General features: G+C 68.9%; 14 protein-coding genes, 2 pseudogenes and 1 riboswitch. Of the genes and pseudogenes, 8 read left to right on the forward strand and 8 right to left on the reverse strand.

Going from position 1 to position 19,178, the window contains the following annotated elements:
• Positions 1-48: 48 nt before the first annotated feature.
• Positions 49-4,455 (forward strand): cation-translocating P-type ATPase, encoded by a 4,407-nt coding sequence (locus tag A5750_RS06975; RefSeq protein ID WP_156664290.1) that lies wholly within the window; start codon positions 49-51, stop codon positions 4,453-4,455.
• Here A5750_RS06975 and A5750_RS26515 read toward each other — a convergent pair.
• Positions 4,421-4,498: pseudogene (locus A5750_RS26515) on the reverse strand (hypothetical protein); the annotation flags it as partial. The gene A5750_RS06975 and the pseudogene A5750_RS26515 overlap by 35 nt on opposite strands.
• Before the next feature lie 63 nt (positions 4,499-4,561).
• On the opposite strand from A5750_RS26515, the gene A5750_RS06980 reads away from it, so the two are divergent.
• Positions 4,562-4,837, forward strand: a complete 276-nt coding sequence (locus tag A5750_RS06980; RefSeq protein ID WP_156659746.1) for a hypothetical protein — start codon at positions 4,562-4,564, stop codon at positions 4,835-4,837.
• A gap of 7 nt (positions 4,838-4,844) precedes the next feature.
• Here A5750_RS06980 and A5750_RS06985 read toward each other — a convergent pair whose 3' ends face one another.
• The 3 genes from A5750_RS06985 to A5750_RS06995 all read right to left on the reverse strand — a co-directional run bounded on the left by A5750_RS06985 (position 4,845) and on the right by A5750_RS06995 (position 9,826).
• Entirely contained in the window at positions 4,845-8,690 is a 3,846-nt protein-coding gene (locus tag A5750_RS06985) for a SpoIIE family protein phosphatase (protein ID WP_066957106.1), read from the reverse strand.
• The gene (locus tag A5750_RS06990; RefSeq protein ID WP_066957129.1) at positions 8,687-9,049 is read right to left on the reverse strand and encodes an STAS domain-containing protein; all 363 of its coding nucleotides are present in this window, start codon (positions 9,047-9,049) and stop codon (positions 8,687-8,689) included. The genes A5750_RS06985 and A5750_RS06990 overlap by 4 nt, the downstream gene beginning before the upstream one ends.
• 96 nt (positions 9,050-9,145) lie before the next feature.
• Entirely contained in the window at positions 9,146-9,826 is a 681-nt protein-coding gene (locus A5750_RS06995; RefSeq protein ID WP_066957109.1) for a PAS and ANTAR domain-containing protein, read from the reverse strand.
• 135 nt (positions 9,827-9,961) lie between these two features.
• Positions 9,962-10,072: riboswitch (TPP riboswitch) on the forward strand.
• On the opposite strand from A5750_RS06995, the gene thiC reads away from it, so the two are divergent.
• The 5 genes from thiC (at position 10,065) to A5750_RS07020 (ending at position 14,535) form a co-directional block, all read left to right on the forward strand.
• The gene (gene thiC / locus A5750_RS07000) at positions 10,065-11,723 is read left to right on the forward strand and encodes a phosphomethylpyrimidine synthase ThiC (protein WP_066957112.1); all 1,659 of its coding nucleotides are present in this window, start codon (positions 10,065-10,067) and stop codon (positions 11,721-11,723) included. It overlaps the preceding riboswitch by 8 nt.
• The gene (gene thiD / locus A5750_RS07005) at positions 11,720-12,547 is read left to right on the forward strand and encodes a bifunctional hydroxymethylpyrimidine kinase/phosphomethylpyrimidine kinase (RefSeq protein ID WP_066957115.1); all 828 of its coding nucleotides are present in this window, start codon (positions 11,720-11,722) and stop codon (positions 12,545-12,547) included. The genes thiC and thiD overlap by 4 nt, the downstream gene beginning before the upstream one ends.
• The gene (locus A5750_RS07010) at positions 12,547-13,179 is read left to right on the forward strand and encodes an alpha/beta family hydrolase (protein ID WP_067261792.1); all 633 of its coding nucleotides are present in this window, start codon (positions 12,547-12,549) and stop codon (positions 13,177-13,179) included. Before thiD ends, A5750_RS07010 begins: the two co-directional genes overlap by 1 nt.
• Before the next feature lie 32 nt (positions 13,180-13,211).
• Positions 13,212-13,646 carry a MarR family winged helix-turn-helix transcriptional regulator gene (locus A5750_RS07015; protein ID WP_067261777.1) on the forward strand — a complete coding sequence of 145 codons (435 nt, stop codon included), beginning with the start codon at positions 13,212-13,214 and terminating at the stop codon, positions 13,644-13,646.
• Positions 13,647-13,665: 19 nt separating this feature from the next.
• Positions 13,666-14,535: an LLM class F420-dependent oxidoreductase gene (locus tag A5750_RS07020; RefSeq protein WP_067261780.1), complete on the forward strand. Its 870-nt coding sequence runs from the start codon at positions 13,666-13,668 to the stop codon at positions 14,533-14,535.
• Positions 14,536-14,551: 16 nt separating this feature from the next.
• Here the strand turns inward: A5750_RS07020 and A5750_RS07025 are convergent, their stop codons facing one another.
• Together A5750_RS07025 and A5750_RS07030 are read right to left on the reverse strand one after the other, a co-directional pair.
• On the reverse strand, positions 14,552-16,051 hold the full coding sequence (locus tag A5750_RS07025) for a peptidase (RefSeq protein WP_231989149.1): 1,500 nt from the start codon (positions 16,049-16,051) through the stop codon (positions 14,552-14,554).
• A gap of 216 nt (positions 16,052-16,267) precedes the next feature.
• A complete protein-coding gene (locus A5750_RS07030; protein ID WP_066957124.1) occupies positions 16,268-16,636 on the reverse strand; it encodes a hypothetical protein in 369 nt (122 codons plus the stop codon).
• Positions 16,637-16,722: 86 nt separating this feature from the next.
• Here A5750_RS07030 and A5750_RS07035 point away from each other — a divergent pair, with 86 nt between their 5' ends.
• A complete protein-coding gene (locus A5750_RS07035) occupies positions 16,723-17,304 on the forward strand; it encodes a hypothetical protein (RefSeq protein ID WP_067261785.1) in 582 nt (193 codons plus the stop codon).
• 11 nt (positions 17,305-17,315) lie between these two features.
• Here the strand turns inward: A5750_RS07035 and A5750_RS07040 are convergent, their stop codons facing one another.
• Positions 17,316-18,767 (reverse strand): HNH endonuclease signature motif containing protein, encoded by a 1,452-nt coding sequence (locus A5750_RS07040; RefSeq protein WP_156664288.1) that lies wholly within the window; start codon positions 18,765-18,767, stop codon positions 17,316-17,318.
• Positions 18,768-18,810: 43 nt separating this feature from the next.
• Positions 18,811-19,178, reverse strand: a pseudogene (locus A5750_RS07045) (peptidase M28); the annotation flags it as partial.

Consider the following 19,178-nt stretch of genomic DNA (forward strand, 5'->3'; position numbering starts at 1 on the left):
GGACTGCCCCCAAACGCTTTGAGCATTGCGACCGCGATACGACGATCCATCCCGTTGCGCGCCGTCGCGACGGGCCTCCAGGCCACCACCTCGCTCGTCGAGGCAAGCATCACCATCGCCGCGATTCCGCTGCGCGAGGGCGCCCGGGCGATCTCCGGCGAACTGCCCCAAGACATACCGGCAACGCTGAGCCGGCGCTGCTGGCGCGGCGAGGAGCGCGCCTGGATCGAGGTGCGTGGGCTGGACGGCGCTCCAGACGACGAGCTTGGCCGCGCCGTGCTCGACGCGGTGCTGGCCCATCCCGGGGTCGCCTCGGCGGCCCTGAACTACCCGCTGTCGCGTGTGGTGGTCACCGTGAACGACGCGGAGACGTCGCTGCGCGAGTTGTGCCGCATCGTCGGCGCCGCCGAGAAGCATTGCGCCCCAAAAAAAGTCGTGAAGCCGATGGCACCCCCGACGAGTCTGCCGGCCGACGGTGTGGTGCTGGCGACCCGGACCGCCACGGTGGCCGCCAGCGCGGCGGGGTTGGGCATAGCGCTGACCGGGCGGGCGCTGCGCTGGCCACGCATGCCGATCGGCGTCCTGGCGGCCGTGGTGGCCGTCGACTACCAACCACGGCTGCGCCGCCTGCTCGAGGACCGCATCGGCCGGCCCGCGACCGACACCGTGCTTGCCCTGGCGGTGACGACCGCGGAAACCCTCACGCTGTCTCCCGCGTCGCTGTCGGTGGGTCTGCTGATGCAGTCGCTGAAAGCGGCCGAATGCCGCGCCGAGGCGCGGGCCTGGGTCCAGCACGAGCCGCAGCTGGCCAGTCACGCTGATCACCCGCACACCGATGCGTCGGCGGGGTCGAAGCCGCCGCGTGGCCGCCCCGCCGATCACCACGGCGACCGATTCGCGCTCGTCCAGGCGATCAGCGCCGGAGTCGTCGGCGCCACCACCCGCAACCTGCACCAGGCGGCCCTGGCCGTTCTGGTGACCACCCCCGCGGCCAACCGCACCACGCCCGAAGCCTTCGCGGCGGCGCTCGGCCAGGGGCTGGCCGACCGGCATGCGGTCCTCTCGTTGCGTCCGGAGGCGCTGCGCCGCCTGGACCGGGTGGACGCCATCGTCATCGATCCACGGGTGCTGTGCACCAAGAGCTTGCGGGTGTCGCTCATCCGCGGCGCCCGGGAAGCCGAGCTGTCCGCGGCATGGTCGCGTGCCCAGCTGATGCTGGAAAAGAATCGGTTGCGGCCGGGCTGGCACCCGGTGTCCGGAATCTCGGCGAGTGAGCCGACTGCCAAAGTGGAGGCCCTTTTCTGCTTCAGGCACGATCCGTTGGCGTCGGCCGTTGTCGCCGAGGCGCACCGGACGGGATCCGAATTGGTTTCGGTCGAGGACGATTCGCTGGGTGAACTGCGCCCGGCGTTCGACGAGATCAGGCCGCTGCAGCGCGGCTCCATCGAAGACTCCCTGGCCGCGGCCGTGGCGGATCTGCAGCAGGCGGGCCGCACGGTCGCCGTGCTGTCATCGCCGGGGGCACAAGCGATTTGGTCGGCCGACGTGGCGCTGGGCATGATGGGAGAGCCCGGGGACGGTCCGCCGCCGTGGTACGCCGACCTGCTGCTGCCCGACCTGGCGGCCGCCTGGCGGGTGCTGCACGCGCTCCCGGCGGCGCGGGCCGCCGCCCAACGCGGCGTCGGGATCTCAGCCGGCGCAACGGCAATGGGCTCGTTGCTGATGATCCCCGGTGTCCGCGGCATCGGGCGCGGGCCGGTGACCAGCGGCGCGGCGGCCGGCCTGATGTCGGGATATCTGTTGGCGCGCGGCATCCTCAAGGCGGACACCCCGCGCCCGGCCCCCGTGCAGGAATGGCACGCGATGGCGGTCGAGCACGTCCGCCGGGCGTTGCCGCCGCCCGACTCGGGGCCGGCCGGCGATCCAAGGCAACTCGCGCTGGCCGCCCTCGGCGCCCCGCGACCGCAAACGCGCGCGCGTGCCTTCCTGCAGTTCGTGGCCGCCGTTCGCGCCGAGCTGACCGACCCGCTGACCCCCGTGCTGGCGCTCGGCTCGGCGGCCAGCGCCGTACTCGGTTCGCCGGTCGACGCCGTCTTGGTCTTCTCGGTGCTGGCCGGGAACTCCATGCTCGCGGCCAGCCAGCGGCTGCGCGCCGAAAACCGGCTCAATCACTTACTGGCACAACAAATCCCACCGGCCCGCAAGGTGATGTCCAACGGCGCCGGGGACCGGGTGTACGCCGACGTCATCGCGGCGCAGCTGCAGCCGGGCGACGTCTTCGAGGTGCGTACCCACGAGGTGGTGCCCGCCGACGCCCGGATCATCGAGGAGGTCGACGTCGAGGTCGACGAGTCGACGCTAACCGGTGAATCGCTGTCGGTGGAGAAGCAGGTCGAGCCGACGCCCGGCGCCGCGCTGGCCGAGCGGCGCTGCATGCTGTACGCCGGGACGACCGTGGTGGCGGGCACCGCGGTGGCGGTGGTGACCGCGGTCGGGGCAGACACGCAGGAACGCCGCGCCGCCGAGCTGGTGTCCGGCGACCTGTCGTCGGACATCGGTCTGCAGCACCAGCTCAGCCAGCTCACCAACCAGGCCTTCCCGGTCAGCATGACCGGCGGCGCACTGGTCAGCGTGCTGGGGCTGTTGCGGGGCTCGGTCCTGCGCCAGGCGGTTGCCAGCGGCATCGCCATCGCCGTCGCGGCGGTTCCCGAGGGAATGCCGTTGGTGGCGACGCTGGCGCAAGCGGCGTCGGCGCGCCGGCTGACGAAGTTCGGCGCGTTGGTGCGCGTTCCGCGTTCGGTGGAGGCGCTCGGCCGCATCGACGTCGTCTGCTTCGACAAGACCGGAACGCTCAGCCAGAACCGGCTGCGGGTGGCCGAGGTCGTTGCGGCGCCGGGAACATCGCGCGAAGAGGTGCTGCGCTGCGCCGCGCACGCCGCGCCGGCGTCCAACGGCGGACCGCACGCACACGCCACCGACGTCGCCATCGTCGAGGCCGCCTCAGCCGCATTGGGGGCCGTCAACGGACACAACTCGAACGCACCCGTCGCGCACCTGCCGTTCCGCTCCGGCCGGTCGTTCTCCGCGTCCGTTACCGACACCGAGCTGGCCGTCAAGGGTGCGCCCGAAGTGGTGCTCGCGGCCTGCGGGCAGGTGAGCCCCACCCTGGAGGAGACGGTCGCGGAGATGGCCGGCAACGGCCTGCGGGTGATAGCCGTGGCGCGGCGGCAACTGAGCCCCGCCCAGGCGGCGGCGATCCAGCGGGAGCCCGACGACATCGCCGATTTCGCCCGAGACGGGCTGACCCTGACCGGGTTCCTGGGTTTGTCCGACACCCCACGCGCCGAAGCTGCCGGCCTGCTCGCGGACCTGCGCCGGCTTTCGGTGGGCGTCAAGCTGATCACCGGGGACCATCCGATCACCGCCAAAGCCATCGCCGAGGAGCTGGGGCTGAGCGTGACCGCCGACCAGGTGATCAGCGGCGCCGAATGGGATGCGATGTCGCGTAAGGATCAGGAACGCGTCGTGACCGAGCGGGTGATCTTCGCCCGGATGACCCCGGAGAACAAGGTCCAGGTCGTTCAGATGCTCGAAAGCGCGGGCGTGCGCACCGCGATGGTCGGCGACGGGGCCAACGACGCCGCCGCCATCCGGGCCGCCACCGTCGGGATCGGCGTCGTCGCCGGCGGCAGCGACCCGGCGCACATGGCGGCCGACGTGGTGCTGGTCGACGCCCGCATCGAGGGCCTGCGGCACGCCATCGAAGAGGGCCGCCAACTCTGGCAGCGGGTGCAGGCGGCCGTGTCCGTCCTGCTCGGCGGCAACGCCGGCGAGGTGTTGTTCGCCGTCATCGGCAGCGCGATCACCGGGACCTCACCGCTGAATACGAGGCAGCTACTGCTGGTGAACATGATGACCGACGCGCTGCCCGCGGCGGCCCTCGCGGTAAGCAAGCCCAGCGGCCCGGTCGACCCGGGCATCCGGGGCCCCGATCAGCCCGCCCTGTGGCGCGCCGTCGCCATCCGCGGCGTCACCACGGCGGCCGCGACGACGGCGGCGTGGGCGATGGGAAGCGTCACCGGGCGCCCGCAGCGCGCATCCACGGTCGCGCTGGTCGCCCTGGTGGGCGCCGAGCTGGGTCAGACGCTGCTGGATTCACATGCCCCGCTGGTGGTGTTCACCGCGGCGGGTTCGCTCGCGGCGATGGGGACGCTGATCAGCATCCCGGTGGTCAGCCAGTTGCTCGGCTGCACACCGCTGGGTCCAGTCGGCTGGGCGCAGGGGCTGGGATCCGCTGTCGCGGCGACCGTCGTGATCGGCGTTGCGAATCGTGCGCTGACGGGTCCGGACAAATCGGATGATGCATCCGCTGAGGTGCGCGAACCTCGACGACCCCGGCCCGCCATAGCAGCGCATAGAGTTCCAGTAACGGCACCTTCAGCACCAGAGCAATAGAGGAAACTAGCGGATCGCCCCCGGTGTCGGTCATCGTCGACATAAGTCCGACGGTGGTCCCGCCACCCGGCGAGTCGGCAAACCCTTCGTTACCGAAAGGCAAATGATGGCGGAAAAGAAGACACGCAGGGGGACATCGCAGCGCGATGCGGTGCAAAAGATCCGCGAAGGCGAAACGTTCCACGTCAACCTTCCGGTGCTCGGTCAAATGGAGATTCCCCGGCCGGAGCAGCTGGCCTACTTCGGGGGCCTGGCCGCCCTGGCCGCGCTCGAACTCATCGACTGGCCGGTGGCCGTGGTCATCGCCGCCGGACACCTCCTGGCCAGCAACCACCACAACAAGCTCCTCGAAGAGCTCGGCGAGGCGATGGAAGAGGCCTGACAGAGGGTCAAGCGGTCCCGGCCACACGGTCGAACCGCAGCGTGACCCGGGTGCCCGCCGCGGTGCGAAGCGTGTCGACGTGATCGGCCAGCCCGCCGATCAGTGTCAGACCCCGGCCGCGCCGCCGGCTGCGCAGGCTGGCCGAGGAATCGCCCACCCACCGCCCGGTGTCGCTGACCGTGACCGCGACCGTCTGCCGGCGCAGGAAGGCCTCCACCGACACCGTTCGGCGCGGCTCGCCGTCGCTGCCGTGCTCGATCGCGTTGGTCACGGCCTCGCCGGTCGCCAGCAGGATGTCCATTTCGCGCTTCGGGTCGACGTTGATGCCCGCCAGCCATTGGTGTAACCGCTCGCGCGCCACGGGAATCTGCCCCGGCGTGGCCGTCACCACGGTGGCGAAGCTGCGCGGGCAATCGTGGCTGGGCCGCAACGCGAGCACGACGACGTCGTCGCGGTAGCCGGCGGGCGGGGCCATCCGGGACAGCAGCTCGGCACAGACCGTCTCGACCGGAAGGTCGGCGCATTCCGCGGCCGCGGCCTTCAGGCGATCGAGCCCGTCGTCGAGAGTCTCGCCGGCGCGCTCGATGAGCCCGTCGGTGTAGAGCAGGATCAGGCTTCCCGGTGGCAGATTCACCGTCGCGGTGGCATCGGAGGGATAACTTTTTGCATCGTGTTCCTTGATGGCCACCGGCAGACGCCGCCCGGCCGTCAGGAACAGCGCGCGATGGTCGGGAAAGACCAGCAGCGGATAGGGATGGCCGGCGCAGCTGTACCGGACGGTGGCGCAACCGGTGTCAGGTTCGGTCTCGACGAGCGCGTAGGCCACCGTCGCGCAGCGGGCGCCCGCGACGCTGGCCCCGTATCGGTCCAGCGCCCCCAGCACCGCGCCCGGTTCGCCCGCGGTGAGGGCCGAGGCGGCCACCGCGGCGCGCAGCCTGCTCATCACGATCGCGGCGGCCAACCCGTGTCCGACGACGTCGCCCACCGATATCCCGACCCGGCCGCCGCGATCCAGCGGCGTGACCGAGTACCAGTCGCCGCCGACACGCATCGCCTCACCGGCGGGCTGGTAAACGGCGGCCACCACCGCTGCGGTCGAGCCCCGGTCCAGATCCAGCAGATGCTCCTGGAAGTCGACGGCGATGCGGTGTTCGCGCGCCATGACGCGAACCCGGTCCAACGCCGAGGACGTCAGCTCGGCCATCCGGCCGAACGCGTCGAGTTCGGCGGCGTCGAACTGGCGCGGTGCGGACCACAGCAGGCCCAGCACGCCGATGACGCGGCCCGTGTGATCCCGCAGCGGATGGGCGACGCAGGCCCGGACGCTGTCGGCGGTGTCCTGCACCGCGTGCTGGTACCGCGGGGGCAGGTCGAACGTGTCCGTGACGACCATCGGCTCGCCGGTGCGCACGACGTCAGCCCCGACCACCGGGGAGTCGAGCCCGGTCACGTGGTAGCGGTCGCGCAATTCGGCGGGGAGGTCGCCGGCGTATTCGAACCGGATGTGGCGTTCGCCGTCGAGGACGCCGATCGTGACGGTGGCGGCGTCGGCCGAGCCGAATGGCGACTCCAGCAAGGCATCCATGATTCCGGCGACCGAGTCGGTGGCCTGCAGAGCGGAGTCGAGTTGGACCAGATCGGAGGCCGCCGCCCGGCGCTGGCGGTCACGCTCACGGGCCACCGCGGACAGCCGCGACTTCACCCGGTCGATCAGCTCCTGGGATCGGAACGGCTTGGGCAGGTAGTCGTCGGCCCCACCCGCATACCCCTCGCCTATCGCCTCCGCGCCGGCCCGGGCGGACAGCATGAGGACCGGTGTGGCCGCCAATTCCGGGTCTGCCCGGATGGCCGCCACCAGTCCGAAGCCGTCGATCCCGGGCATCAACACATCGGTGACGACGGCGTCCGGGCGCAGGTTCCGGGTCGCCGCCAGTGCCGACTCGCCGTCTGCGGCAAGGACCGTCTCCCAAAGGGGCGACAGCACGCGGTCGAGATGGTGCCGCATGTCGGCGTTGTCGTCGGCGATCAACACCAACTGGCGCGACCTCTCGGCTGCTGCCACCGACCCGGTGCGTTCCGAGATGGGGGCCAGCCATTGCCGGGCCTCGGCCACGTACGGGTTGGTCTCGTCCAGCGGGCCGGCAGGGGGATGTTCGGCCGCCGTGCCGGCAGATTGCGGCAGCCGGATGGTCACCGTTGTGCCGCAGTCCAATTCGCTGTCGATTTGCACTGTTCCGTTGTGCAGCTCGACGAGGCCGCGCACCAGCGAGAGCCCGATCCCAGTGCCCTCGACGCTGCGGCCCCGGAGGTTGTCGGCGCGGTAGAAGCGGTCGAACAGGCGATCCAGGTCGTCGGCGGCGATTCCCACCCCGGTGTCGCGCATGGTGACGACGCAGTGTGCCGATTCGGCGCGCACCTCGACCGAAATCGAGCCCCGCAGAGTGTATTTGACCGCGTTTGACAGCAGGTTGAGGACGATCGTCTCCCACATGCCCGGGTCGACGTCGGCCAGCACCGGGGAGCAGTCCACCGCGAGATCGAGGCCCGCCCGATGGCACAGCTCGGTAAAAGACGAAGCTATGTGGGCGGTCAGCGCGCCGACATCGGTACACGCCAACTTCGCGTTCGCGCGGCCGGCCTCGATGCGGGAGAAGTCGAGCAGGGAGTCGACCAGGCGCCGCAGGCGCCGCGCGTTGCGGCCCGCCGTGCTCAGCCGATCCGCCAGCACGCTTCCCGGCGCCGCTTGGGACAGCGCATCGTCGAGCGGACCGAGGAGCAGCGTCAGCGGAGTGCGGAACTCGTGGCTGACGTTGGTCAGGAAGGCCGTCTTGGCCCGGTCCAGTTCGGCCAGCGCGTCGGCCCGCTGCCGCTGCTGTTCGTAGGAGACGGCGGAGGCGAACGCCGCGGAGAGCTGGTCGGCCAGCAGCTGACAGAACCCGCGGTACATCGAATCGAGGGGACGCCGCGGACTGGCGCCGATCACCACCGCCCCGGCGGGCGAGGTTTCTCCCAGCGGCAACACCAGGGCCTGCTGGGGACAGTTCTCACCGAAACACTCTGTGATGCCCGGGATTACGTCCTCGAGCCGGTCGATGACGCGGGCGGCACGGGCGCGTGGCGTCGTGTCCCAACCCGTGAGCTCGGACAGCGAGCGGGGCAGCAGCGGCCGAATCGACGGGGTCGCCCCACGCAGCGTGCTGTCGCGCGCCGCCTCGTGGTCGGCGACGTAGACGGCAATGAACGGCAAGTCCAGCGGCTGCGCACCGCATACCGCGACGGTGCTGCTCACCGCGTCGTCGATGGCGTGCGCGTCCATCACTGCGGTCGCCACCGCGTTGAGCAGGTGGAGCCGACGCTCACTCAACACCCGGTCGGTCGTTTCGATCACCGGGCAGAAAACGGCGGTGACCGCACCGTCGCCGCCGATGATGGGGCTATAGGTGAAGGTGAAATACCGCTCCTGGGACTGACCGCCGGTGATGAGCGGCAACATGAGGTCGTCGGACCAGGTCGCGACGCCCGTATCCATCACGCTGAAGAGCATCGGGGAGATCTGCTCCCAGATCTCCCACCACACCTGCTCCGCGGGGCAACCGAGGGCCGCCGGGTGCTTGTCCCCCAGGATCTGCGCGTAGCCGTCGTTGTACATCAAGAACAGATTTCCCCGCCCCAGCCAGAGCACGATGGGGAACCGCGAGGTCAGAGCGATCGCCACGGCCGCCCGCACCTCGGCCGACCAGTCCCGCGGCGACCTCAAAGGATGGTTGTCCCAGTCGAATTCGGCAAAGCGGCGGCCCATCTCACCGCCAAGTTCGGCTGCAGCCGCCAAGTCGGCCGGCAGCGCCGGGTTCATTGCCGTCGCTTGTGTTGCAGAGCCTCGGGCAGCGTCGGGTAGATGTCGAAGATCCGATCCAGTTCGGTCACCTCGATCGGACGAAGCACCTGGTCGTTGTTCGCGACCAGGCGGACGGCCGTCCCGGCTTCCTTGCCTTCGTCGTGGCATTCGAGCACGGCGTTCAACGCCGCGCTCCCGAAGAAGTCGACGGCTTGCAGGTCCACTACGAGCAACCGGGCCGGGTGGGTCTCGGCCAGCTTGAGCGCGGCGGTCAGGTGGGCGGTTACCTCATCGACGGTACTGGAGTCGACGGCGCCCGTAACGCGCACGACGACCGCATCCTCGAGAGACTCATGTTCCACCGCCAACAACTCCAGTGCCTTTCCCAGTCGTCCGAATGCGCCGCACGCGCCGTTCGGAGTGTCTAGGAACACTAACTGTTTGCGGGCTGCCGCGTTCGCGTATTCCTCTGGTTACCCGGCGGACTCGGCGGATATCCGTTCATGCACCGTCAGCAGCAGATGATCGAACTGACTCTGCAGGGTGGCCGTCGAGCACTCGAGGGCAGTCACGTCGGCCAGCAGTTGCCGGGCCAGCGCGCGCAGCTTCACGTTGGTCTCTTGCGACCGCCACTGCAGCACGCGAAAGGCCTGCTCGGCGCTGACCCGGTAGACGAACATCAGCACGCCCTTGGCCTGCTCGATCGCCGCGCGGTTTTCGAAGAGGTCCGGCAGGGCTTCGTCGAGCACCTCTTGCCGGGTCTCGTCGAAGGTGTTGGCGAGGTCGATGTAATAGCCCGCTGTGCCCACCACGGCGCCCGACTCGTCGTGCATACGGTCGGCCACGACGATCGCGTCGTGCACGTTGCCGGACGTGTCGAGGAACCGGTGCCGACTGGAGAAGGACTCCGCCGACTGCAGGGCGTAGTCGAGCACCTCCTGGACGTGCCGACGGTCGTCGGGGTGCTTGTGGGACAACAACAGCTTCGTCGTGGGCTTGACGGTGCCCGGTTCGTAGCCGTGCATCCTGGCCACCTCGTCGGACCATTCCCAGCGCTCGCCGATGAACCAGAACCGGAAGGTGCCGACGTTGAGATAGCGGGCGGCCGCCTCGACCGAGTTCAGAGCTTGGCCGCCGCGGGACGGATCGGGCATCGACCCGTCCGCTCTCCCTTCCTCATGCACGTCTGCATCCTCGCACCCGGCGGATCCCACCGGCTACCGCCCTGGCTCAAAAAGCCCGCCCACATGCCAGCAGGGCCGGGGTGGGGGTAACGTCGCTTGCGGACCATCCAAATACGCGGGAGCGCACGTCGAATGCGCTGAGAGGACGGCTCGGGGCCGTCGACCGTACGAACCTGACCGGGTAATGCCGGCGTAGGGAGATGAGAAAATGACCTTGGAAAAAACCGCCGTCCTTTCCCAAGCCGTCGATGCTTCCGTCACCACGGGACCCATCGCAGGCAGCAGCAAGGTCTACCGCGACGTCGAGGGGTTTCCCGGCGCACGAGTCCCGTTCCGGCGCGTCCACCTGTCCACCGGGGACCACTTCGACCTCTACGACACCTCCGGCCCCTACACCGACGGGGACGCGGTCATCGACTTGACGGCCGGGCTGCCCGCGCGGCCGGGGGTGGTCCGCGACCGCGGCACCCAGCTGCAGCGGGCGCGGGCCGGCGAGATCACCGCGGAGATGGCATACATCGCCGCCCGCGAGGACATGCCCGCCGAGCTGGTGCGCGACGAGGTCGCCCGCGGCCGCGCGGTGATCCCCGCCAACCACAACCACCCCGAGATCGAACCGATGATCATCGGCAAGGCCTTCGCGGTGAAGGTCAACGCCAACATCGGCAACTCCGCGGTGACGTCGTCGATCGCCGAGGAGGTCGACAAGATGGTGTGGGCCACCCGCTGGGGTGCGGACACCATCATGGACCTGTCCACTGGCAAGAACATCCACGACACCCGCGAGTGGATCCTGCGCAACTCCCCCGTCCCGGTCGGCACCGTGCCCATCTACCAGGCGCTGGAAAAGGTGAAGGGCGACCCGACGGAACTGACGTGGGAGATCTACCGCGACACCGTGATCGAGCAGTGCGAGCAGGGCGTGGACTATATGACCGTGCACGCCGGCGTGCTGCTGCGGTATGTGCCGCTGACCGCCAAGCGGGTCACCGGCATCGTGTCCCGCGGAGGATCCATCATGGCGGCCTGGTGCCTGGCCCATCACCGGGAGTCGTTCCTCTACACCAACTTCGAGGAGCTCTGCGACATCTTCGCCCGCTACGACGTCACCTTCTCGCTCGGTGACGGGCTGCGGCCGGGGTCGATCGCCGACGCCAACGACGCCGCGCAGTTCGCCGAGCTGCGCACCCTGGGCGAGCTGACGAAGATCGCGAAAGCCCGTGGCGCGCAGGTGATGATCGAGGGACCCGGACACGTCCCGATGCACAAGATCGTCGAGAACGTGCGACTGGAAGAGGAGCTGTGCGAGGAGGCCCCGTTCTACACGCTGGGTCCGCTGGCCACCGACATCGCGCCGGCCTACGACCACATCACCTCGGCGATCGGCGCGGCGATCATCGCCCAGGCCGGCACCGCGATGCTGTGTTACGTGACGCCCAAGGAACACCTGGGGCTGCCGGACCGCAAGGACGTCAAGGACGGGGTGATCGCCTACAAGATCGCCGCCCACTCCGCGGACCTGGCCAAGGGGCATCCGCGCGCCCAGGAGCGCGACGACGCCCTTTCGACCGCGCGGTTCGAGTTCCGCTGGAACGACCAGTTCGCGTTGTCACTGGACCCCGACACCGCAAGGGAATTCCACGACGAGACCCTGCCGGCCGAACCCGCCAAGACGGCGCACTTCTGCTCAATGTGCGGGCCGAAGTTCTGCTCCATGCGAATCACCCAGGACGTGCGCGACTTTGCCGCCAAGCACGGGCTCGAGACCGAAGAGGACATCGAGGCCATGATGAGCGAGGGCATGGCCGAGAAGTCGCGTGAGTTCGCCGAGCACGGCAAGCGGGTGTACCTGCCGATCACCCAGTGAGCTACCTCCCGCTGGCTCCGCCGGGCGCCACGCCGTTGCGGGTGCTGACCATCGCCGGATCCGACTCGGGGGGCGGCGCGGGCATTCAGGCCGACATCCGCACCATGGCGTTGCTGGGCGTGCATGCCTGCGTCGCCGTTTCCGCGGTCACCGTGCAGAACACGGTGGGCGTCAAGGGGTTTCACGAGGTTCCGCCCGACGTCGTCGCCGATCAGATCGAAGCGGTGGTCACCGACATCGGCGTCCAGGCCGCCAAGACCGGGATGCTGGCATCGTCTCCGATCATCGCCGCGGTGGCCGACACGTGGCAGCGGCTGGGATCGGCGGTGCCGCTCGTCGTCGATCCGGTGTGCGCGTCCATGCACGGCGACGCACTGCTGGAGGCGTCCGCCCTGGATGCCCTTTGCTCGCAACTGTTTCCGTTGGCCACCCTGGTCACGCCGAACCTCGACGAGGTGCGGCTGCTGGTGGGCATCGATGTGGTGGACGCGGAGTCACAGCGGGCGGCCGCCAAGGCGCTGCACGCGCTGGGACCGCGGTGGGCGCTGGTCAAGGGCGGGCACCTGCGGTCGTCCGACCGCAGCTGCGACCTGCTTTACGACGGTGTCTCCTGCTACGAGTTCGATTCGGAACGGTTGCCGGGCGGCAACGACCACGGCGGCGGCGACACCTTGGCCACGGCCATCGCCTGCGCGCTGGCGCACGGTTTCACCGTGCCCGACGCGGTCGGGTTCGGCAAGCGATGGGTCACCGAATGTTTGCGCGCTTCCTATCCGCTGGGCCATGGCCACGGCCCCGTGTCCCCCTTGTTCAGGCTGTCATGATTGCCCTCGACCAGATCGCGGGCATCGCACACGAACCCGACGGGCCGGCCGCCGGGGTGGTGGTGCTGACCCATGGCGCCGGCGGAAACCGGGATTCGCCGCTCCTGCAGCAGGTTTGCGACGAATGGGCGCGGCGCGGGTGGCTCGCCGTCCGGTACAACCTGCCCTACCGGCGGCGCCGCCCCACCGGACCGCCGTCCGGCTCGGCCGCCGCCGGCCGCGCCGGGATCGTCGAGGCGATCACGCTGTGCCGCGGCCTCGCCGACGGCCCCTTGATCGCCGGCGGGCATTCCTATGGCGGCCGGCAGACGTCCATGGTGGTGGCCGCCCGCGAGGCCTCGCCTATCGAAGTGGACCTGTTGACGCTGTTCTCGTATCCGGTGCATCCCCCGGGGAAGCCCGAGCGGGCCCGCACGGAGCACCTGCCCGGCATCAGGGTGCCGACGGTGTTCACGCACGGGACGTCGGATCCATTCGGCACGCCCGACGAACTGCGCGCCGCCGCCGCGCTGGTCACCGGCACGACCGCCGTCGTCGAGATCGCCGGAGCGCGACACGATCTGCGCTCCAAGACACTCAACGTGGCGGCCCTGGCGGTCGACGCGGCCCTGCAGCTGCTCGGGCGGAATTAGACAGTTTGAGCTTATCAGTTTAGACTGATCTTGTGGACGGAATCGCCGAGTCAGCGGCTGCGGCAGCCCGCGACCTGCGGGTGATGTTCAGTCGGCTGCGACGCCAGTTGAGGGACCTCGCCACCGACGGCGACTTGACCCCCTCACAGACCGCGGTGCTCAACCGGCTTTGGAAAGAGGGCGCCTCATCGGCGAGCGTCCTGGCCTCAGCCGAACGGGTACGTCCACAGTCCATGGCCACGATTGTGGCCGCCCTCGGGCAGCGGGGGCTCATTGAGCGCACGCCCGACCCTGAAGACGGTAGGCGGCAACTGATTTCGCTGACCGCGGCGGGCCGGCGACGCGCCGAGAGTAACCGGCAGGTACGGGAGGAGTGGCTGGCACGCGCCATCCACGAGCGGTATTCCGAACGCGAACGTCGCGTCATCCTCGACGCGCTAACGCTGCTCGAGCGCTTGACCGAATAGTGAAAGGACAAGGGCTGCAATGGAAGTAGGACTGCACTTCATCGACTTTCTGCCCGGCGACCCGACGGCGCTGGGTCCGACGCTGGCCGATGCGGCCAAGGCCGCCGAGCAGGGCGGGGCGACGCTGTTCACGCTCGCCGATCACTTCTTTCAGATGGAAGCCATGGGACCGGCGGAGGACCCGTTCCTCGAGGGCTATACGTCGCTGGGTTTCTTGGCCGGGCAGACGACCAACATCGAGCTGAGCCTGCTGGTCACCGGGGTCACTTATCGCTATCCGGGCCTGCTGGCCAAGGCGGTCACCACTCTGGATGTCCTGTCGCAGGGCCGCTCGATGCTGGGGCTCGGCGCCGCCTGGTACGACCGTGAGCACGCGGCCCTCGGCTTTCCCTATCCGCCGGTGAGTCAGCGCTTCGAGATGCTCGAAGAGACGCTGCAGATCTGCAGGCAGATGTGGAGCGAGAACAACGGGCCCTACCAGGGCAAGCACTACCAGTTGGCGGAGACAATCTGTGAGCCCCAACCGATTCGGCGCCCTCCCGTCCTGATCGGCGGCGACGGCGAGAAGAAGACGCTGCGCCTGGTCGCGCAGTACGCCGACGTCTGGAACAGCACCTCCGGCGACCCCGATGTTCTCGAGCACAAGATCGAGGTGCTGAACCGCCATTGTGACGCGGTGGGCCGAGACCCGAGCGAAATCCGCAATACGGTGGGCTTATTCGTGAATCCGTTCGACGACCTCGATGGTTACTTCAAGACCGTCGAGCGCTACGGCGAACTCGGCGTAGAGCTGGTCAATGCCGGGCCGTTCCCCGGCAACCCCGATCCGGTCGGCTTCATCCGCCGCCTCGGCGACGAAGTGATACCCAGGCTCGCCCAGATCGGTTGACAGCGCGGCCTTTCGGTCATCCGGGATAGCGGGAGTAGCACGCGTCCATGTTGCCGGTCACGCCGCCGCGGAACGCCGCTATCCGGGTGAAACCGGCCGGCACGCTGGTGCCGTCCGCGTCACTGGCGACGAGGTGGTTGGTGAGCAAACCGGCCACCGCTTCGTCGAGATCACCGGCCGTCAGCAGCAGCTGCTTCTGCGACGACAGCTCGATGGGTTCGGCCATCTTGCGATGCACCACGCCCGTCAGGCAGGCCGTGCGCAGGGCGGTCCACGGGCTCTGCATGGCCAGACCGCGTTCGTGCTGCACGGCCAGCGCGTACCGCGACATCACTGCCGACAGCGCGGTGTCGTCGCCCTGCGGCAGGGTTTGTTCGTTCTCGTCGGCGACCTTGCCCATCGCCGCCAGCTTCGGCAGATCGATCACGATCGTGTTGGTGGCCGGGCAGTAGGACGCCGGCGGGCTGGCCTTGGCGTCCGGGCAATCGGCGGCCTGGTAGGACAATGCCGGCGCATTCTTCGGGGAGAACACCTTTCCCAAGAGTTCCATCAGCGTCGACAGGGTGTCCTGGTCGATCGGGACTTCACCGGTCTCCGGGTTCCCGGTGCTGTTGTCGACGCGCAGGGCGTTGGGCAGGTCGCCGCGGCGCTGACCGATTTCCTTCTTGTCGATAGCCGCGCACGCCGAGGCGCCGTCGATGAAACCCATTTGGAAGGCGCTGATCCGGTCCAGGGCCGACCCGTGTTCGTCGTCGTTCTCGGCGTCGCTGTCCATCACCGGGTCCCGGGTGGTGATGATCCCCGCCAGCACGTGGTCCAGCCCGTCGGCGGTGCTCAGCGTGAACCGCGGCGACTTGCCGTCTGCGACCCAGAACAGGTAGACGCCCGCGAAGCAGTCGGCCTGCTGCTCGCGCACGATCGTGGGGTCTCGTCTGGTCACCAGCTTCGCCATCGTCTGCAAGGCGTGGCCGAATTCGTGGGCCAGCACGCCGTTGACGGACATGTCGCCGAAATACCGTTGCGCGACGGGCATGAATACCCCGCGATCCCAAGCGATCAGGTTGCAGCGCGACGTGAAGAAGGCGTTGACGAGCTTGTAGGTGTCGTTGTGGCAAACGATGGGGCTGGACGGTTGCTTTGAGTTATACGACACCATCTTGCCAACCGGGACGAAGTCGCCTTTCAACGACTGGCTGTAGACCGACTTCCAATAGTCCTCGATGTCGTTGACCGATAGCAACGCCAACTTGTCGATCTCGCCGTTGTCGGTATTGACGACCGTGCCGGTGGGGGCGGGTGCGTTCGAGCGGATCCCGCTGGGGCCGTTGGTCGCGGGCAGACCGCCCACCCGGAACGGGTCGTTGAGCATCGACAGCGCCCGCCCGTCGACGAAGGATGTGCACCCGGCCACCACGATTGCCGCCGCTGCGCAACCGAACGCCGCCCGCAGCAAGGTGGCCGCCCTGCGCGGACGGCCACCGGCCAGCTGACGTCGATTGCGCGCAGGGCTATTCATACCAACCTCATCCCGACCGGCTACAGGGCAAGCACCAAAGGGGTCTCATTCTAGAGCGGTTGGCTAACCCTGACAGTCCGATTGGAAACCGCGGTTGACCGCCGGTCCCGGCGACTGCAGCGCGGAGTTGCGGCCGGCTTGCCAGTAGCGGAACGGCGGACGCCGGGCAGGTTGCATATTGGGATCAGCGAACTCCAGCGCGCGCCGGCGGGTGCGCTACGGGCGCGGGGCCGTCGGCGTGGGCGTTTGCTGAGGTCCCATCGGACCACCCGGTCCCATTCCACCGGGCCCCATTCCGCCGGGTCCCATCATGCCCGGTCCCATCATGCCGCCGGGACCCATCATCGGGCAGGTACCGCCACGCCCGCCGCCGTAGCCATGGTGCCAGCCGTAACGGTCACCCGAGGCCGCGCCCAAGAAGAGGCCCGAGAAGAAGACCACCGCGACGACGAACACGACGCCGGCGACGATGACCACCCACGCGACCACTTGGCTCAGCCGACTGTGCGCGCCGAATCGATGCTCGTCCCCGGGGTGGCCGGTCACGGTGGTCGGTCCGACGCTGGATTCAGGATTGTGCGTCATGCCTCAAACGATGGCACGCGTATACCCACCGGGGGTAGGGACCATTGGCCCTAGAATGGGCGTTGCCTATGTGGTCGGCTTGCCGTATGGCCGGACTGACTCGGCGGGCGGCGCTTGCCGCGCTTGGCGCGCTCGGCGCGGGCAGCATCCTGGGTCTGGCACATCTACGTGGGAGCGCCTTGCGGCCGCCGTCGACGGCTATCCGCCTCACGGACGGGGGCGGTTTCATGGGCGCCGGTCACATGGACATGAGCCGCTACATGGAGATGTTCATGCGGCACAGCGAAATCGACCGCATCGTCGAGGACATTCCCGGCGGTGTGCGCACCACCACCGAATCGGCTTCGCCGGCCTTGACTGCTCAACTGCAGGAGCATGTTTCGAGCATGTACGCCCACCTCGATCAGGGAACTGAAATCCGTTGCATGAGCCAGAGCCTGCCGACGCTTTTCCGAAGTGCCGGCGGCTACCGACGCCAGCTCACATTCACGCCCAGAGGCGTGATCGCCGAGGAGACGGCCGACGATCCGGCCCTCACCGATGTCATCCGTGCGCACGCACGCGAGGTCACCGGTTTCGTGCGGGACGGGGTGCCCGCCATGATGCAACAGATGATGGGCCCGGGCGGGATGGGCTGCGGCCGGATGATGGGCCCTCGCAGGCCTTGACGCCCAACGGCTTAGAACGGTGGGGGTTCGTCGTCTGGGGGTGCGGGGCCGGTTTGGGTGGTTTGGGTGGTTAAGCGGGTTTGGCGGTTGTGGTGGCGTTCGGTGGCGATGCGCTGGGCCCGGTTGTGGGCGCGGGTGCGGGTGCGCAGCGGCATCATCGCGGTGCGCTCGCCGCAGCGCTGGGGGCCGGCCGCGGGGGCCGGGAGCTCGCCGGTGGGCGCGCACAGGCTGGGGAACAGCAGCGCGCTGCCCGGGGTGGTGACGTAGGTGTGCCCGTCGGGTAGACGCCAGAGGAGGGTGCCATCGGGCAACTGTTCATCGCGCCAGCCCCAGAACGTTTTCAGCAAATGATGCTGGCGGCACAAACATTTCAGGTTCCATGGATGCGTCGGGCCGCCATCGGCGTAGGGGATCGTGTGGTCGATATCGCAGTCCACGGCCGGGCGATCACACCCGGGCGCCCGACACGTCAAATCCCGACACCGCACGAAATCGGCCAGCTTGGCCGAGGGCGTGTAGCGCGGTTCAGCTTCTATCGGGACACTCACCGGCACCAGCGTCGCCGAACCGGCCAACTCGGCAACCACCTCGGCGGAGATCAGTCCGTCGGCGCCTACCTCCGACGCCGGAGCCGACCCGCGGCCCTGGATGCTCGCCTGTTCGGCGATCACATGAATGACGACCGGCGTTGACGCAGGCCGCTTTCCCGCGGCGCAATCGGGCCGTCCACAGCGGCAACCCAGCCGATCCGCCGAGGCCGCCAACGCCCCCAGCGCGTCGGCGCGCCGCTGATCGCGGCTGCGCGGATCATGCTCACACACCGTGGCCGCCAAGGCATCTAACCGTTCGTCCAAGGCGTGGGCATCTGGACTGAACAGGCTGCCGTGGATTTCGGACATGCCGCCCTCGAGATCCTCGATCCCGACACAGCGCTCGTCCCGACACCGCTGCCGACGGCGCACCGCATCAACGTCGGCCTTCGCCACGATCTTATCGACCTCACCGGCCAACCGGCCCCGAGTCATCGACGGCCACCGCGCCGCGCGCACGGCCAACTCGCCATCCACGGCGGCCAGCACCTCAGCATCGGTGATCAAATCGGTGCGGTACACGATGGTTTGAAACAACCGGTAATTGATATCACCGGCGCGGAACGCCGCCGCCACCTGTGGCAGCCGCTCACGCATCGCCAACGCATACCGCATGAAGCTGCCCGCCATCGCCAAGCTCACCCGAAACGCCGCAGCCACCTCGGCCCCCACCGCCGCCCAGGTGTCCACCGCCCAATCCGCCTCCTCACCGCGCTGGGCGCGGCGCAGCTCGAACAGCTCCCCGACCGCATCCAACCGAGCCGCCACCACTTGGGCCTCTAACCGCCATGACTCGCACATCCGATCCACCAACTCCCGCGAGCGCTCACACCGCGGAGGCTCCCAGTACTCATGCAGCCGTGTATCGAACATGTGTTCGAGCATAGTGCGTGCCACCGACAACCCCGATCGGCGGTTACGGCATCCGGGTGCGATGCCTCTTGTCGTGCGGCGGGACGCCGTTCACCCCGCCGGTGGACTGCGCGTAGCTGCCCACGGCGTACGCGACGCCAGAACCCATGATGGCCAACGCGTCGCGGTTGATGTTGTCGGCGGTTTCGTGGGGGCCCTGATAGTTGGGGTCGAACGGGACGCCGGCCTGCCCACCCCACAATCGGGCCTGCACCGTGGTTTTCGGCTGCGTGGCGCCGGCCGTCATGCCACCGATCGGCACGCCCGCGACCATGAAGGGGTGGTAGTCCGCGAGGGTGCTCAGCGGCATGTCCGCGGGCCGCTTCCCGGCCAGGTTCAGATACCCGGCCAGGGTGCGCTCGATGCCGGCCG

Source organism: Mycobacterium sp. 852002-51613_SCH5001154 (assembly GCF_001667425.1).
Lineage (GTDB): Bacteria > Actinomycetota > Actinomycetes > Mycobacteriales > Mycobacteriaceae > Mycobacterium.

Excerpts from the sequence above, each read along its gene's own strand:
- A5750_RS06995 (WP_066957109.1), bottom strand. The coding sequence starts at position 9,826 with ATGCCCGATCCGTCCCGCGGCGGCCAAGCTCTGAACTCGGTCGAGGCG.
- A5750_RS07030 (WP_066957124.1), bottom strand. The coding sequence starts at position 16,636 with ATGACGCACAATCCTGAATCCAGCGTCGGACCGACCACCGTGACCGGC.
- thiC (WP_066957112.1), top strand. The coding sequence starts at position 10,065 with ATGACCTTGGAAAAAACCGCCGTCCTTTCCCAAGCCGTCGATGCTTCC.
- A5750_RS07035 (WP_067261785.1), top strand. The coding sequence starts at position 16,723 with ATGGCCGGACTGACTCGGCGGGCGGCGCTTGCCGCGCTTGGCGCGCTC.
- A5750_RS07020 (WP_067261780.1), top strand. The coding sequence starts at position 13,666 with ATGGAAGTAGGACTGCACTTCATCGACTTTCTGCCCGGCGACCCGACG.
- A5750_RS06980 (WP_156659746.1), top strand. The coding sequence starts at position 4,562 with ATGGCGGAAAAGAAGACACGCAGGGGGACATCGCAGCGCGATGCGGTG.
- A5750_RS07040 (WP_156664288.1), bottom strand. The coding sequence starts at position 18,767 with ATGTTCGATACACGGCTGCATGAGTACTGGGAGCCTCCGCGGTGTGAG.
- A5750_RS07025 (WP_231989149.1), bottom strand. The coding sequence starts at position 16,051 with ATGAATAGCCCTGCGCGCAATCGACGTCAGCTGGCCGGTGGCCGTCCG.
- A5750_RS06985 (WP_066957106.1), bottom strand. The coding sequence starts at position 8,690 with ATGAACCCGGCGCTGCCGGCCGACTTGGCGGCTGCAGCCGAACTTGGC.